This window comes from Streptomyces sp. x-19 (assembly GCF_046549115.1).
Lineage (GTDB): Bacteria > Actinomycetota > Actinomycetes > Streptomycetales > Streptomycetaceae > Streptomyces > Streptomyces albulus_C.
The window spans coordinates 451996-466165 of record NZ_JAJPWK010000003.1 but is presented as its reverse complement, the minus strand read 5'-3'; the positions used below and the strand labels follow the sequence as shown (position 1 = coordinate 466165).

The window sequence follows — 14170 nt, the reverse complement described above, 5'->3', positions numbered from 1 at the left end:
GTGCCGCCGGTCCGGCTGGGGGCGGCACCGAGCGCCGCCCGTGAGGAGAGGACCCCGTGACCGGATTCGACCTGACCGAGCTGCTCGCCGAACGCGGCGCCGAACGCTACGCACTGCACAGCCGCCACCTCAACCACCAGCTGCCGCGGATGCTGCACACCATCGGCTTCGACAAGGTCTACGAACGGGCCGAGGGCGCCTACTTCTACGACGCCGACGGCCGCGACTACCTCGACATGCTCGCCGGATTCGGCGTGATGGGCCTGGGCCGGCACCACCCCGTCGTCCGCAAGGCCCTGCACGACGTGCTCGACGCCCAACTCGCCGACCTCACCCGCTTCGACTGCCCGCCGCTGCCGGGGCTGCTGGCCGAGAAGCTGCTGGCCCACGCCCCCCACCTGGACCGGGTCTTCTTCGGCAACAGCGGCACCGAGGCCGTCGAGACCGCCCTGAAGTTCGCCCGCTACGCCACCGGCCGGCCCCGAGTCCTCTACTGCACCCACGCCTTCCACGGCCTGACCACCGGCTCGCTCTCGGTCAACGGCGAGGACGGCTTCCGCGACGGCTTCGCGCCCCTGCTGCCGGACACCGCCGTCGAGATGGGCGACCTGGCGGCGTTGGAACGGGAGCTGCGGCGCGGCGACGTTGCGGGCTTCGTCGTCGAACCCGTCCAGGGCAAGGGTGTCATCGCCGCCCCGCCCGGATTCCTGCGCGCCGCCCAGGAGTTGCTGCACCGCCACAAGGCCCTGCTGATCGCCGACGAGGTGCAGACCGGTCTGGGCCGGACCGGCGACTTCTTCGCCTACCAGCACGAGGCGGGGGTGGAGCCGGACCTGGTGTGCGTCGCCAAGGCGCTCTCCGGCGGCTACGTCCCGGTGGGCGCCACCCTGGGCAAGGACTGGATCTTCAAGAAGGTCTACTCGTCCATGGACCGGGTGCTGGTGCACTCCGCCAGTTTCGGCGCCAACGCCCAGGCGATGGCGGCCGGGCTGGCGGTGCTCGCGGTGATGGAGGACGAGGAGACCGTCGCCAACGCCCGGCACACCGGGGAGCTGCTGCGCTCCCGGCTGGCCGCGCTCGTCGACCGGTACGAGTTGCTGCACGAGGTGCGCGGCCGCGGCCTGATGATCGGCATCGAGTTCGGGAAGCCCACGTCCCTGGGGCTGCGCAGCCGTTGGACGATGCTGCAGGCCGCGCGCAAGGGATTGTTCGCGCAGATGGTGGTGGTGCCGTTGCTCCAGCGCCACCGGATCCTGACGCAGGTCTCCGGCGACCACCTGGAGGTCATCAAGCTGATTCCGCCGTTGATCATCGGCGAACGCGAGGTGGACCGCTTCGTCGAGGCGTTCACCGCCGTCATGGACGACGCCCACAACGGCGGCCTGCTCTGGGACTTCGGGCGGACCCTGGTCAAACAGGCGGTCGCCAACCGCTGACCGCGCGGCGTGGGGCGGGCCGTCCCGTGGGGGCGGCCCGCCGGCGCGCCAGTCGGTCGGAGGTCAGTCCGTCAGCAGCCGGTCGCGGAGCTGCTCGCGGGTGGCCGGCGAGAGCTTCAGGCCGTCGGCGAGGTAGGTCTCGGTCGAGCCCCAGGTCTCCGCGATCGCGTCGAAGGCGGCCGTGAGGTAGTCGATGTCCGCGCCGAACAGCGGCGAGAGCAGCTCCATGACCTCCGGCGACATGCCGGCCGCGGAGTGGTCGGAGCGGCGGACCTTGTAGCGCCGGCTGGGGTCGTTGGACTTGAGGTAGTCGGCCTCGATGGCGTCCCGCTCGACACCGACGGCGAGCAGGGTGATCGCGATGGACAGCCCCGCGCGGTCCTTTCCGGCGGCGCAGTGCATCAGCGCCGGCACGCTGTCCTCGGCGAGGGCGTGCAGCACCCGGCTGTGGTCCTCGGTGCGGGTGGTGATGATCTCGCGGTAGGTGCGGGCCATGCGGTCCGCGGCCTTGCCGTCACCGAGCACGACCCGGAGCTGGTCCAGCTCGCCGTCCCGTACCATCGTCCAGAATTCCGCCCCGTCCGCGGGGTCGGTGAGCGGAATGTTGACGTTCCGCACCCCGGGCAGCGCCACGTCGGGGCCTTCGAGCTTGATGTCGGAGGCGTTGCGGAAGTCGAAGATGGTGTGCAGCCCGAGGCCGGCGAGGAACGCGGCGTCCGCCTCGGTGGCGTGGGCCAGGTGGCCACTGCGGAAGAGTCGGCCCTGCCGGATGCGACGCCCGTCGACCGTCGGCAGCCCGCCCACGTCGCGGAAGTTGCGCACCTCGGCGAGCTCGGGCTGGGACTGGGGGACCTGCGGCGTCTGCTGCGTCACGGGCGCTCCTCGGGATCGGTCGCCGACGCTGCTCGTCGACGAGGCGGGGCTTCTTCGACGATACGACATGGATGCCGCAGGCAATCAGGTGGCGAGGGCGCGCGACATCGTCGAAACGGCGCGCATCATCCCCCATGTGTGGCGCCTGAGCAGCATTCCGTGACCGATCGTTATTCCGACTTGGACAGAATTTGACCTGGTGGCATTAATCACCTCCCGTCAACCCCTGGTTACGGTGGCGTAGGTCACTTAGGAAGGTGAAGTATGTCCTGACGTGGCAGACGATTCGAAGAACAGCAGCAAGGGCGCGATACGCGCCGTCGGGTCGTACGCAGCCGTCGGGGACAGCTTTACCGAGGGGGTCGGGGATCCCGGTCCGGACGGGGCGTACATCGGTTGGGCGGACCGGCTGGCGGTCCTCCTCGCCGACCAGCGGGACGAGGGGGACTTCCGCTACGCGAACCTCGCCGTGCGCGGGCGGCTCCTGGATCGGATCATCGAGGAGCAGGTGCCCCGGGCGCGGGAGCTCGCCCCCGAGCTGGTGACGTTCTGTGCCGGCGGGAACGACATCCTGCGGCCGGGTTCGGACCCGGACGCGGTGGCCGAGCGCTACGAGGCGGCCGTGGTCGCGCTGCGCGAGACGGTGCCGACGGTGCTGCTGTGCACCGGTTTCGACACCCGGGGGATGCCGGTCCTCAAGCACCTGCGGGGCAAGATCGCCACGTACACCGCCCACGTGCGGGCCATCGCCGACCGGCACGACTGCCCCGTGCTCGACCTGTGGTCGCTGAAGTCCGTCCAGGACCGGCGGGCCTGGAGCGAGGACCGGCTGCACCTGTCGGCCGACGGGCACACCCGGGTCGCGCTGCGCGCCGGGCAGGTGCTGGGCCTCGCGGTGCCGGCCGATCCGGACCAGGCGTGGCCGCCGGAGACCGAGCGGACCGCCGCCGAGGCGCGGCGCGACAACATCCACTGGGCGCGCGAGCACCTGGTGCCGTGGATCGGTCGCCGTCTGCGCGGCGTCTCGTCCGGCGACGACGTCGAGCCCAAGCGGCCGGACCTGCTGCCGCTGTAGCCCTTCATCTGTGCAAGGCCCCGTGTCGCCCCGTGGCGGCGCGGGGCCTCAGTGCGTCGCGGTGCGGTAGGGCAGGTCCGCCCACACCACCTGTCCCCGGCCCCCGTCGTCGGGCCGGGTGCCCCAGCTCTCGGAGAGCGCGCCGACCAGGAACAGTCCGCGCCCGCCCTCCTGGTCGAGGGTGCCGGGTTGGGCGTGCGGCGCGGTCAGGCCCGGCCCGCCCTCGTCGGTGATCTCTATCCGTATGTGCGCGCCGACGACCGCGATCTCGCAGCCGACCTTCTCGCTGTCGGTGTGCCGCACCGCGTTGGTGAAGAGCTCGGTGACCACCAACTCCACGTCGTCGCGCACCTGTTGGGCGGCGCCCCACTCGCGCAGCAGCGAGCTGACGCGCTGGCGCGCCTCGGGCACGGAGGTGCGCCGCGCCGGCAGGTGGAACGCGTCCTGAGGGGACTGGGCGAGGAATCCGCCGCATCGCCCTAACGACGGAGCGTTTTTGTAGGAAGCCACGACATAACTATGTGCGATGTTGCTCACCGTTGGCAAGGATCAGTCTGTAATTTGCAGAATTGAAAGTGCAGTCTGTTCGAGGTGATGACGGCATGACACACTGCTGAGCACTGAAGCTGGTTGGAGGGGATCGGACGTGGCGGACCCACGGTCTGCAGGTGCACCGACCGTCCTACGGGTGGTGCTCGGCAAACGACTGCAGGACCTGCGGGAGAGGGCGGGGCTCTCCTTCGAACGGGCCGCGGCCGCGCTGGACGTGACGCACGCCACGATACGACGCATGGAGAAGGCCGAAGTCGGCCTCAAGATCCCCTACGTCGAGAAGCTGTTGGCGACCTACGGGGTCACCGACCAGAAGGAGATCGACGGCTTCGTCTCGCTGGCCCGCGAGGCCAACCGCCCCGGTTGGTGGCACCGCTTCCGCGACGTCCTGCCCGAGTGGTTCAGCGCCTTCGTCAGCCTGGAGAGCGAAGCCAACCTCATCCGCTCCTACCAACCGCACTACGTCCCCGGCCTCTTGCAGACCGAGGAGTACGCCGCCGTCGTGCTGCGCGCCGGGATGCCGCACGCCTCCCCGGCCGACGTCGACCGCATCGTGGCCCTGCGCATGGAGCGGCAGGCGCTGTTGACCCGCGAGAACGCCCCGATGCTGTGGTCGGTCATGGACGAGACCGTGCTGAGACGGCTCATCGGCGGACCCAAAGTGATGCGGGACCAGATCGCGCGGCTGATGGAGGCCACCTCGATGCCGAACGTCCGGCTCCAGGTGATGCCCTTCGCCGCGGGCCCGCACCCCGCCATGTACGGGCCGTTCCACATCTTCCGCTTCCCGATCCCGGAGCTCCCGGACATCGCGTACGCGGAAAGCCTCGTCGGAGCCGTGTACTTCGACCAGCGCAACGACGTCTCGCAGTACCTGGAGGCCCTGGACCGGATGTGTGCGCAGGCCGCGCCGGCACACACCACCGAGGCCATTCTGGGTGGCTTTCGCAAGGAGATCTGAACCCCCCATGGATCGCATACGTATCTACAACGGCATGCCCGCCAACGAACTGGGCAGCGACGGCTGGCACAAGCCGTGGAGCGGCGGAAACGGCGGAGAGTGCGTCGAGGCCATGCGCCTACGGGACGGCCGGGTCGCGCTGCGCCAGTCCACCGACCCGGACGGTCCCGCCTTGATCTACACCCACCGCGAGATGGTCAGTTTCATCGAGGGCGCGAAGGCCGGCCACGCCGACTTCCTGCTCTCCGCCGCGCCGTGCTCGGCGCACTGAGGGAGGAGCCATGACCGACCAGCACGGCCTTCCCGCGACGGACGCCGACGTTCCGGAGATCGGCCCGTACGCGCCCGGCCCGGACCACCTGGGCTTCGCCGCCGAGGAGATCGACACCAGCCGGCCGCATCCGGCCCGGATGTACGACTACTTCCTCGACGGCTGGGACAACTACGAGGTCGACCGGGTCGCCGCCGACCGCGTCATCGAACTCCACCCGCAGGTGCGCGACAGCGTCCGCGCCAACGGGGCCTTCCGCCAGCGCGCGGTCCGCGCCGTGGTGGCGGCCGGGGTGCGGCAGTTCCTCGTCCTCGGCATCGGCATCCCCACCTCGCCCAACGCCCACGAGGTGGCCCGGCAGGCCGCACCCGAGACCCGGGTGGTGTACGTGGACAGCGACCCGATCGTCGCGACCCACGCCCGGGCCCGACTCGCCAACGCGCCCGGGACCGCCTTCGCCCTCGGTGACCTCCGTGACCCCAAGGCCGTCCTGGACGACCCGGTGGTCCGCGAACTGATCGACTTCGAGCGGCCCGTGGGCCTGCTCATCGGCGGCGTGATCGACTTCCTCGGGGACGAGGACCAACCCGCCGCGCTGCTCGCCGCGTTCGGCGGCGCGCTGCCGGCCGGCAGCCACCTCATCCTCTCGCACGGCACGTACGAACCCTACGAGGGCTACGCGCAAGGCCGCATCGACGAGGCGGCCCGGGCCCACGTGGAAGAGGTCTACAAGAGCGCCACCACCCCGCTCGCGCTGCGCACCAAGGACGAGATCGCGGCCCTCCTCGGACCGTTCGCCCCGTTGGAACCGGGCGTCGTCCGCGTACCACTGTGGCGACCCGACGGCGCCGTGCCCGGACCGATGCAGCTCAACGACACCATCTTCTACGGAGTGGTGGGCCGCAAGGACTGAAAAACCGGCGGCACTCCGGCGCGGTCGGACACCGGCGCCCCCGCAGTGCGGGGACGCACCGGAGTGGGGGTCCGACCGGGTGCAGGGATCCGTTCCAGCACACCACCGGCGAAGACGTCGTACAGCGGCAGCGTCTCCAGGTGGACGTAGCCGATGTGGCAGTCGCAGACGGCCAGCGGGCAGGGGCGCGGGCGGAGCGCCGCGCGGTAGCTCCCGTCGTAGAGGTTGCCCAACTCCGCCCGGACGAAATGGCACCGCCGGACCGTGCCGTCACCGTCCACCGACACCACCGACTCGCCCGTCCGGCACGGGAGTCCGGCGCTGCGGTGCGGATGGCGGCTGTACGGGAAGAGCGGATCGAGCGCCGTCCACGCGGCGGCCTCGGCGTCGGTGTACGCGCGACCCTCCGCGGCGTTGACCCAGAGGTAGACCCCCTCGGGAAGGTCGGCGCGCAGCCTGCGGGCCACGTCGAGATGCTCGGGGAAGCCCACCACACCCACGCTGAAGCGCACGCCCCGACCGGCCAACTCCTCGGTCTTCGCCAGGAAACGGTCGTACGGCGTCTGCCCCGGGTGGAAGGTGCACCACAGGGCGAGCGCATCGAGATCGGCGTCGGCGAGCCACTCCGTGCGGCAACTGAGGTTGGTCTGGATGGCCACCCGCCGCACGTGCGGCAGCCGGCTCAACTCGACCAGGGCGCGCCGGTACCAGGAGCGCACCAGGCCCTCGCCCCACGGGGTGAACAGCACGGACAGCCGGTCGTCCGTCTGCCGCGTGGCCCAGGCCACGAAGCGGTTCAGCGCCACCCGGTCGGCGCGCAGCTGCTCCCGGCTGTCCCGCCGCTTGGCGAACGGGCAGTAGGGGCAGTCGTAGTCGCAGGACGCCAGCGGCCCGCGGTACAGCAGCGTCAAGTCCATCGCGCGGCCCGTCACTTGAGGTCGTAGGCGGCCATCCGGGACCGGACGCCGGGGGAGAAGAGCATCGGGCCGAGCGCGTCGGAGTGCGCCAGCCCCTCGGGGGACAGCCGCAGCAGGTCCGGGCCGGCGGTCCCGTCCAGCCAGCCGCGCGCGGCGAACGCCGCCAGCTCCGCCGGGAAGTCATCCGACGGCGCGGTGCCGAAGCGCGTCCGGTACTCCGCCACCGGCATGCCGGCCGCCTGGAGGACGGACTGCAACAGGTGCCGGCGGCGCGGCTCGTCGCCGGTCATCCGCCAGCCGAACTCGACGCGCGAGAAGTCCTCGACGGTACGGGTGGCGTAGTCGTCGATGAGCGAGCGGATCCGCGACATCCCGACCGCGTAGTCGAAGGAGTAGTGCAGCGCCGCGGTGTAGGAACGGGCACCGCAGCCCAGGCCGATCATGCCGTCGGTCTGGCAGGCGTGGTCGCCGTCCGGGCCCGGGGCGACCGCGGCGGTCGGCGACGGCCCCGCTCCGGTGGCCGGGCGGCGGAACATCCGCATGGAGACCTGCTCGTAGCCCGCGGCGAGCAGGTGGTCCCGGCCGTGGCGGTACAACCGCAGCCGTCGGGCGTCCCACTCCGGGTCGGGCCCGGCGCTCTCCTTGCGGCCCAGTCCGGTCAGCGGTCGCACGTACAGCGGGTAGAGGTAGAGCTCCTCGGGGCGCCAGCGCAGCGCGGCGTCCAGCGAACGCCGCCAACTGTGCTCGGTCTGCCCGTCGATCCCGTAGATCAGGTCGATGTTGAGGACCGGAACGCCCGACTGCCGGATCCGGTCCAGCGCCGCCGTCACCTCCGCCGGGTCCTGCGGGCGGACCGCCGCGCGGGCCTCGGACGCGACGAAGCTCTGGACGCCGATGCTGATCCTGGTCGCCCCGCGCTCGGCGAGCACCGCCAGGCGGTCCGCGGTGGCGGTCGACGGCGACGTCTCCACCGACAGCGGCACCGCCCGCAGGTCCGCCCCCATCCGCAGCTCCGCGATGTCGCACAGCCGCGCTAGCTCCCCGGCGGTCAGGAACGTCGGGGTGCCGCCGCCGAACGCCGCGGACGCGAAACGGGCGTCCGGGCCGAGCGCGGCGCGGACGGCCGTCGCCTGCCGCTCCAGCGCGTCCAGGTACGCCGTGGTCAGCTCACCCGGGGCGCCGATCCGGGTGAAGAGGTTGCAGAAGCCGCACCGCACCTCGCAGAACGGCACGTGCAGGTAGAGCGAGAGCGCCTGCGGCGGCTCGGCCGCCCACAGCTCGCGCAGCGCCGGGCGGTCCGGCAACCGGCGGTACGCGGTCTTGTGGGGGTAGGCGTAGACGTAGCTCTCGTAGGGGGAGACGGGTGCCGCGGCGGGCGCCGGGGACAGCAGGGGCAGTGGGGTGCGGGTCATCGGGCGGCCTCGATCGTGAACTGGGCGTAGGGGACGGTCCACACGGCCTCGTGGCCGAGGCGGTGGCCGGTGTAGCCGTCGTCGCCGTACGTCGTGCCGTGGTCGGAGCAGACGATGGCGAAGCACGGCCGGCGGCCGGCGGCCGCGGCGAAGAGCCGGCCGATGTGCCGGTCGACGTACTCCAGGGCGGCGGCGTGGGTGGCCCGACTGTCGCCGGCCTCGCGGGTGGCGCCCGGCAGGTGGAACCAGTTCGGTTGGTGCAGCGCCGAGACGTTCACGAACAGGAAGAGCCGCTGCTCGGCCGGCAGCCCGGCGACGACCTCCTCCGCCCGGCGCACCTGGGCCTCGAACGAGGTGGGCGAGGCGACGCCGAACTCCGGCTCCCAGTGCGCTTCCTGGAACAGTCCGGGAAGCACCGACCCGAGCGCGGCCTGTCGGTTGAAGAACCCGACCCCGCCGATGCACACCGTGCGGTAGCCCACCGCGGCCAGCCCGGAGACGAGGTCGGGCGCGTCGAACACCCAGGTTCGCGGTGCGGTGGTCTCGCTCCCCGCGAACCGCGCCGCGAACAGCCGCGGATGCCGCCCGGGCGACGCCGGTGTCGGCAGGAAACCGGCGAAGATCGCCTGATGGGACGCGTAGGTGAAGCTGCCGGGGGCGTGCCGGCGCTCCCACCGGCCACCGGGCAGGTGCCGGGCCAGGTGGGGGATCCGGCCGGCCGCGGCGAGCTCCTGGGCCACGTCGTAGCGCAGCGTGTCGAGGGTGACCAGCAGCAGGTCGTGACTGCCCACGATCTCGGTCATGTCCGGTGCGGCGGACGGCGCCTCGGGGGCGGTCGCCGCGTCCGGGGAGCGGGGGGCGGTGTCAGGGGCGTGCACGAGACGTTCCGTTCTTTCCATGCGTACGGCATACGGCGGCGACCTGCGCACCGTAGGTGTCCAGGCCCTCGGCTCCGCTGCCGGGCAGGCCGGTCAGCCGGGGCAGCAGGTCCCCGAAGGCATTCACCTCTCCCACCGCGAACCGCCGCCAGCCCACCGCCGGCAGCAGGTCCACACCCACGCACAGGGTGCGCGGGAAGCAGGCGGCGGCCGCCTCGCAGACCGCGAGGGCGTCGGACCAGCGGGCCCCCGACGCCTCGATCGCGGCCCGCGCCGCTGCGAGGTCGCCGCGCGTCCCGCCCAGGTGGAGGTTGGTCATCGGGGAACGGCTGGTCCGCACCACGGCGTGGGTCGCCCGGCCGGCCACGACCACCACCCGCAGGTCGGCCGCCCGGCCGTGCTGGGCCGCCTTGGGGTACCACCGCTCGATGTGCAGGCCGTCCGGAGCCAACGCGTCCACGAGGGCCGCGATCTGCGGTTCGCGATCGTAGCGGCGCACCCGCAGGGAGTTGAACAGCCGCCCGTCCGCGGCGAGTTCGGCCGAGGTGGTGGCGCGCAGCCGCCCGCGGCCGTCGCCCTCCAGGGCCACCACCCCGGACGCCGAGGAGCCATGCGCCGGCTTGAGGAAGGCCCGCCGCAGACCGGCCGACTCCAACAGCGACCGGACCTCGGCCCACCCCCCGACGGCCGGCGCGGCCGGGCCCGACGTGGGGGACGCCGGCACCGGTACGCCGGCGGCCCGCAGCACCCCGTGGCACCGCCGCTTGTCGAACAGCACCGCCAACTCGCCCGGATCGTCGAGCAGGACGGCTCCGCCCACCGCGGCGGCCCGGGCGATGGTGCGCACCGCCTCGACGAAGCGGCCGTACCACCGCGCGGTGCCCTCGACCGAGGTCGGATCGGCCGCCCCCCGCAGCAACCTCTCGACGTCGGCGTTCTCCCCCGGCGAGTCGATCCGCACGACCTCCCCCGGGGCGAACTCCGCGCCCCCGCGCAGCACCTCCGCCCAGGCCAGCAGCCGGGGCGCGGGCAGCCCCGCGGCGCGGACCGCGTCGACGAAGAGCGTCACCCGACGGTTCTCGGGGTTGCCGACCACGGCGAAGCGGGGCGGGCCCGTCGTGGCGGGCCGGTCGGCGGTGTCCATGGGACCTCCGGGCGGTGGGTGCGGCGGGCCCTGGACGGGCCGGGCCGGCGGTGGTGCGGCAGGCCCGTGGGCCGGCGCGATCCGTGGCGGTGCGGGGCGGCGCCGCGGACTACTCGGTCACCGCGGCGTACCGCCAGACCTGGTCCTCGTCCTGCTCCGCCTGCTCGCTGCTGCCTATGAGCACCTCGACGCCCTGCTGCGCCAGCGTCGTCCGCAGCCGGTCGGCCATCGCGGCGGTCAGGAAGTGGTGCTGCAGGTCGAGCTTCTTGAGGTGGGTGAGCGGCTGGCCGACGAGCAGGGCCTCCGCGCCGCCGTCGGTCAGCGTGCCCATCGACAGATCCAGGCTCTCCAGGCCCGCCACGACCGGAGCCGCGGCTACGGCGGTGGCGATCTCGTCCTGTATCTCGCTGTTCTGCAGGCCCAGGTGACGCAGCCGGGGGAAGCGGGCGCCCGACAGCACTCCGGCCAGGTCGTCGATCTCGTAGTCACCGCCGTACTCCGGCACGCCCAGCCAGAGGACCAGCGACTCCAGCGCGGGGAAGTCGCTCGCGCAGATCCCGCGGACCGCGTCCGCCGGCAGGCCACCGGACTCGAACCGCAGCTCCCGCAGCGACGCGTGGCGCACGGCCGGGAACTCCAGCTCCGAGCCGCCGCGGACGGTGAGCACCTCCAGCGCGGGGAACGCGGTGAGCAGTGGCGACACGTCGGACTGCTGGATCCAGGAGATCTCCGACTGCTCCTGGGCGATGTCCCCGAGGAAGACCGCCCGCAGGCTGGTGAGGCGGTCCTTGGCGGCCACGACGGCCGAGACGACGATCGCGGAGCTCTCGTCGTACGCCTCGCCCCACTGACCGATGACCAGGGCGCGCACGCCGGACAGGTCCACCGTCGAGGTGAAGCGCTGCCAGAGCTCGTCGAAGCTGTCGAAGCCGCCGTCGTCGTACGGATCGAAGGCGAGCCGCCACGCGACCGCCCCGGCCGCGGGGAGTGCGGTCGGGGCGTCGGCGGGCTCCGGGAGCGTGAAGACGGGAAGCCCGCCGAACTCTTCGCTGAACTCGTGAACGGTCATGCCGACATTCCTATCAACCGGCACTGACAACGCCGCCTGAGCCCCTACCCTCCCGGCCTGGCACACAGGGCGTTTTCGCAGCTCAGCGCCGATTGTCAGACCCACCCCGTAACGTTTTCGACAGCTCGCGGAGGGCGGCCGGAGCGCCGCCCCGCGGGTCGGGCACCGGGCCGGACGAGGGGAGCAACGGGCGTGTACCGACAGGGAGATGTGCTGATCGTGCCGGTCGCGGAAGGGGCGCTGCCGGAGCATGTGCGAGGGCTGGCGGACGAACCACGCGACGCCCGCGGACGGATGGTGCTGGCGCTCGGCGAAGTCACCGGCCATGCGCATGCGGTGGTCGGCCCCGGGGTGCTCAGGCGGGTGGCCGGGGCCTGGGGCCCGATGCTGCTGCACGTGCCGGACGGCGGCCGGGTGGTCCACGAGGAACACGCTGCGATATCGCTCCCGAAGGGCTGGTACCGCGTGGTCCGCCAGCGGGAGTACGTGCCGGGCTCGGTGCGGCTGGTGGCGGACTAGGGCTTGCCGGGGCGCGGTCCGTGCCCCGTGCGGGACGGGGGCGGGCGGAAGACGCGACGGCCGGGGCGACCGGAAAGAGTGGGGAGAGCGGGGAGTTGGACGTGACAGGGGTGGCAGCGGTGACGGAGGAAGGCGAGCTGCTGGAGGCGGCCGAGGGGGCGCCGGCGACGGAGGCAGCGGAGGGGCTGGCGCAGTGGCGCCGGGTCGTGGCCGCCACCGGCGCCGCGGATCGGGTCGCGGCCGAGGCCGGGTTGCGGCTGGCCTACCGGCTGGCCGGACTCGACGAGCCGGAGCGGGTGGAGTGGGTGCGGTCGCCCCGGGAGGCGGTGGCCCGGGTGCTCGCGGCGCCGGCCGGTGAGTGGGGCGCGAGCGTGCGCGACGCCGTCCGCACCCTGCCCTGGGCGACCGAACGGGACGCCCTGCACGCCGCGATGGGGCGGGCGGCGTGGAGCGAGCGCTGGCAGCACACCGGCGGACGCCTGTGGGACACCACCCGGACGCTGACCGGGCGGATAGCGACCGGAGTCGTCGCCGAGCTGGGCCAGGGACCGGCAGAGCAGGCCGCGGTGCGGTTGGCGCTGCTGGACGCGGTGCACGGCCAGCACGACGCGCCGTGGCTGGCCGCGTTCGGCGCCGCCGGCGGACGGCTGGCCGGGCTCGCCGCACTGGCTCGCAACGCCGGCTGGTGGTGGCCGTACGAGAAGGTCGCGCTCATCGCCGAACGGCCGAGCGCACTGCACCGGGACGAGGCCGGGCGGTTGGACCGCGCCGACGGTCCGGCGCTGGCCTTCCCCGACGGCTTCGCGCTGCACGCCTGGCGGGGAATGCCGGTCCCGGCCGCGTTCCTGGCGGAGCTCACCGCCCTGACCCCGGAGCGGATCCGTGCGGAGGAGAACGCCGAACTCCGGCGCGTCATGCTGGAGTTCTACGGCTACGACCGCTATCTGGCGGAGTCCGGCGCGCGGCCGGTCGACCGCGACGAGACCGGCGTGCTGTGGCGCATCGACCTGCCCGACGACGAGCCGGTGGTCATGGTCGAGGTGGTCAACTCCACGCCCGAACCGGACGGCACCCACCGCACGTACTGGCTGCGGGTGCCGCCGCGGACGCGGACCGCACGGCAAGGCGTCGCCTGGACCTTCGGCATGGCGGAGGAGGGCTACACCCCGGTGCTGGAGACCTGAGCCTCTACGGCGGGGACCGGGGGCGGCGGCGGGCTGGCGGAGGCCAGGAGGTCGTCGGGTCGGGCCAGCGCGGTGTGGGTGCCCGCCGCCGTGCAGGCGTGGGCACCGGCGACGGCGCCGAGCCTGGCGCACTCCTCCAGGTCCCGGCCGGACAGCCGGCCGTAGAGGAAGCCGCAGGTGAAGGCGTCGCCGGCGCCGTTGCTGTCCACGACCGGGGTGGGTGGCACGGCGGCCGGCACCAGCCGCGGGGTGCGGTCCTCGGGCGTCAGGAGGTAGGCGCCGCCCGCGCCGGCGGTGGCGATCACGGCCTTGGCCCGGCCCTCGCGGATGATTTCCCGCATGATCTGGCCGATCCGCTCGCCGGCCCCCGCCGTGCTGAGGAAGACCAGGTCCGAGTGGAACGCGAACGCGCGGTGGTGCTCCGTCAGGCCGTCCCAGTCGTGCAGGTCCGTGGAGACGGGGACGCCCAGCGCCTCGATGTCGTCGAAGAGGTGGCGGGCGAAGTGGCTGATCGACAGGTGGACGTGCCGGGTGCGGCGCAGGAGGGGGAGGTAGTGCTCGGGCGGCATCCGCAGGTCGAGCGGGTCGCGCGCGTCGTAGAAGGACATCCGGCGGCCGTCGGGCGAGACGAGGTTGACCGCCCGGCGGGTACCGTGCGGGGAGATCAGCGGGCGGAAGTCGACCCCGCTGCCGGCCAGCCGCTCGCGGACCAGCGCGCCCGGTGGGTCGTCGCCGAGGAAGTCCACGAAACCGGTGGTGAGGCCCAGTGCCGCGCAGCCGAGCGCGACACCGGTGCCGGTGTGTCCGGCCCATTCGCGGACGGGCGGCACCGCATGGCTGTCGGCGGACGGGACGGGCAGTGCGCCGACCCGCACGATGGTGTCCACGCCCGATCCGCCGACGACGAGTACGTCATATGGCTCAGATACCTGCTGGAAGGTCACAAGCGTCCCTGAATCCCTTGCT

The 14170-nt window shown here is 72.9% G+C and carries 15 protein-coding genes; 7 read left to right on the top strand and 8 right to left on the bottom strand.

Annotated features, from left to right (window positions below):
* The first annotated feature begins 56 nt into the window (after positions 1-56).
* Entirely contained in the window at positions 57-1436 is a 1380-nt protein-coding gene (locus ACLJT4_RS10730) for an aspartate aminotransferase family protein (RefSeq protein ID WP_411122060.1), read from the top strand.
* Between the two features lie 63 nt (positions 1437-1499).
* Here ACLJT4_RS10730 and ACLJT4_RS10725 read toward each other — a convergent pair whose 3' ends face one another.
* Positions 1500-2309, bottom strand: coding sequence for a tyrosine-protein phosphatase (locus tag ACLJT4_RS10725; protein ID WP_411122059.1), 810 nt, complete (start codon positions 2307-2309; stop codon positions 1500-1502).
* Positions 2310-2583: 274 nt separating this feature from the next.
* Here ACLJT4_RS10725 and ACLJT4_RS10720 point away from each other — a divergent pair, with 274 nt between their 5' ends.
* The gene (locus tag ACLJT4_RS10720; RefSeq protein WP_233656501.1) at positions 2584-3384 is read left to right on the top strand and encodes an SGNH/GDSL hydrolase family protein; all 801 of its coding nucleotides are present in this window, start codon (positions 2584-2586) and stop codon (positions 3382-3384) included.
* A 48-nt stretch (positions 3385-3432) separates the two neighbouring features.
* Here the strand turns inward: ACLJT4_RS10720 and ACLJT4_RS10715 are convergent, their stop codons facing one another.
* Positions 3433-3894: an ATP-binding protein gene (locus tag ACLJT4_RS10715; RefSeq protein WP_411122058.1), complete on the bottom strand. Its 462-nt coding sequence runs from the start codon at positions 3892-3894 to the stop codon at positions 3433-3435.
* 136 nt (positions 3895-4030) lie between these two features.
* On the opposite strand from ACLJT4_RS10715, the gene ACLJT4_RS10710 reads away from it, so the two are divergent.
* From ACLJT4_RS10710 to ACLJT4_RS10700, 3 genes are read left to right on the top strand one after another with little or no spacing between them, the layout of a single operon-like run.
* Entirely contained in the window at positions 4031-4897 is an 867-nt protein-coding gene (locus ACLJT4_RS10710) for a helix-turn-helix domain-containing protein (protein ID WP_038523381.1), read from the top strand.
* A 7-nt stretch (positions 4898-4904) separates the two neighbouring features.
* On the top strand, positions 4905-5168 hold the full coding sequence (locus ACLJT4_RS10705; RefSeq protein WP_016571016.1) for a DUF397 domain-containing protein: 264 nt from the start codon (positions 4905-4907) through the stop codon (positions 5166-5168).
* A 10-nt stretch (positions 5169-5178) separates the two neighbouring features.
* Entirely contained in the window at positions 5179-6081 is a 903-nt protein-coding gene (locus tag ACLJT4_RS10700) for an SAM-dependent methyltransferase (RefSeq protein ID WP_411122057.1), read from the top strand.
* On the opposite strand, the gene ACLJT4_RS10695 is transcribed toward ACLJT4_RS10700, so the two are convergent.
* The 5 genes from ACLJT4_RS10695 to ACLJT4_RS10675 form a co-directional block, all read right to left on the bottom strand.
* Positions 6054-6998, bottom strand: coding sequence for an STM4011 family radical SAM protein (locus tag ACLJT4_RS10695; protein WP_411122056.1), 945 nt, complete (start codon positions 6996-6998; stop codon positions 6054-6056). The genes ACLJT4_RS10700 and ACLJT4_RS10695 overlap by 28 nt on opposite strands.
* Positions 6999-7009: 11 nt before the next feature.
* The gene (locus ACLJT4_RS10690) at positions 7010-8410 is read right to left on the bottom strand and encodes an STM4012 family radical SAM protein (protein ID WP_411122055.1); all 1401 of its coding nucleotides are present in this window, start codon (positions 8408-8410) and stop codon (positions 7010-7012) included.
* Complete coding sequence (locus ACLJT4_RS10685) at positions 8407-9213, bottom strand: STM4013/SEN3800 family hydrolase (RefSeq protein ID WP_275467506.1); 807 nt, start codon at positions 9211-9213, stop codon at positions 8407-8409. The genes ACLJT4_RS10690 and ACLJT4_RS10685 overlap by 4 nt, the downstream gene beginning before the upstream one ends.
* A gap of 61 nt (positions 9214-9274) precedes the next feature.
* On the bottom strand, positions 9275-10432 hold the full coding sequence (locus tag ACLJT4_RS10680; RefSeq protein WP_411122054.1) for an STM4014 family protein: 1158 nt from the start codon (positions 10430-10432) through the stop codon (positions 9275-9277).
* A gap of 109 nt (positions 10433-10541) precedes the next feature.
* Complete coding sequence (locus ACLJT4_RS10675) at positions 10542-11501, bottom strand: STM4015 family protein (protein ID WP_411122053.1); 960 nt, start codon at positions 11499-11501, stop codon at positions 10542-10544.
* A 192-nt stretch (positions 11502-11693) separates the two neighbouring features.
* Here ACLJT4_RS10675 and ACLJT4_RS10670 point away from each other — a divergent pair, with 192 nt between their 5' ends.
* Together ACLJT4_RS10670 and ACLJT4_RS10665 are read left to right on the top strand one after the other, a co-directional pair.
* Positions 11694-12020 (top strand): hypothetical protein, encoded by a 327-nt coding sequence (locus ACLJT4_RS10670; RefSeq protein ID WP_411122052.1) that lies wholly within the window; start codon positions 11694-11696, stop codon positions 12018-12020.
* A gap of 101 nt (positions 12021-12121) precedes the next feature.
* Positions 12122-13204 (top strand): DUF6745 domain-containing protein, encoded by a 1083-nt coding sequence (locus ACLJT4_RS10665; protein WP_411122051.1) that lies wholly within the window; start codon positions 12122-12124, stop codon positions 13202-13204.
* On the opposite strand, the gene ACLJT4_RS10660 is transcribed toward ACLJT4_RS10665, so the two are convergent.
* Positions 13180-14091, bottom strand: coding sequence for a carbohydrate kinase family protein (locus tag ACLJT4_RS10660; protein WP_411122050.1), 912 nt, complete (start codon positions 14089-14091; stop codon positions 13180-13182). The genes ACLJT4_RS10665 and ACLJT4_RS10660 overlap by 25 nt on opposite strands.
* Positions 14092-14170 lie beyond the last annotated feature (79 nt).

Bases quoted from the DNA above. Each gene is read 5' to 3' on its own strand.
- ACLJT4_RS10705 (WP_016571016.1), top strand. From the start codon at position 4,905: ATGGATCGCATACGTATCTACAACGGCATGCCCGCCAACGAACTGGGC.
- ACLJT4_RS10700 (WP_411122057.1), top strand. From the start codon at position 5,179: ATGACCGACCAGCACGGCCTTCCCGCGACGGACGCCGACGTTCCGGAG.
- ACLJT4_RS10695 (WP_411122056.1), bottom strand. From the start codon at position 6,998: ATGGACTTGACGCTGCTGTACCGCGGGCCGCTGGCGTCCTGCGACTAC.
- ACLJT4_RS10690 (WP_411122055.1), bottom strand. From the start codon at position 8,410: ATGACCCGCACCCCACTGCCCCTGCTGTCCCCGGCGCCCGCCGCGGCA.
- ACLJT4_RS10685 (WP_275467506.1), bottom strand. From the start codon at position 9,213: ATGACCGAGATCGTGGGCAGTCACGACCTGCTGCTGGTCACCCTCGAC.
- ACLJT4_RS10680 (WP_411122054.1), bottom strand. From the start codon at position 10,432: ATGGACACCGCCGACCGGCCCGCCACGACGGGCCCGCCCCGCTTCGCC.
- ACLJT4_RS10675 (WP_411122053.1), bottom strand. From the start codon at position 11,501: ATGACCGTTCACGAGTTCAGCGAAGAGTTCGGCGGGCTTCCCGTCTTC.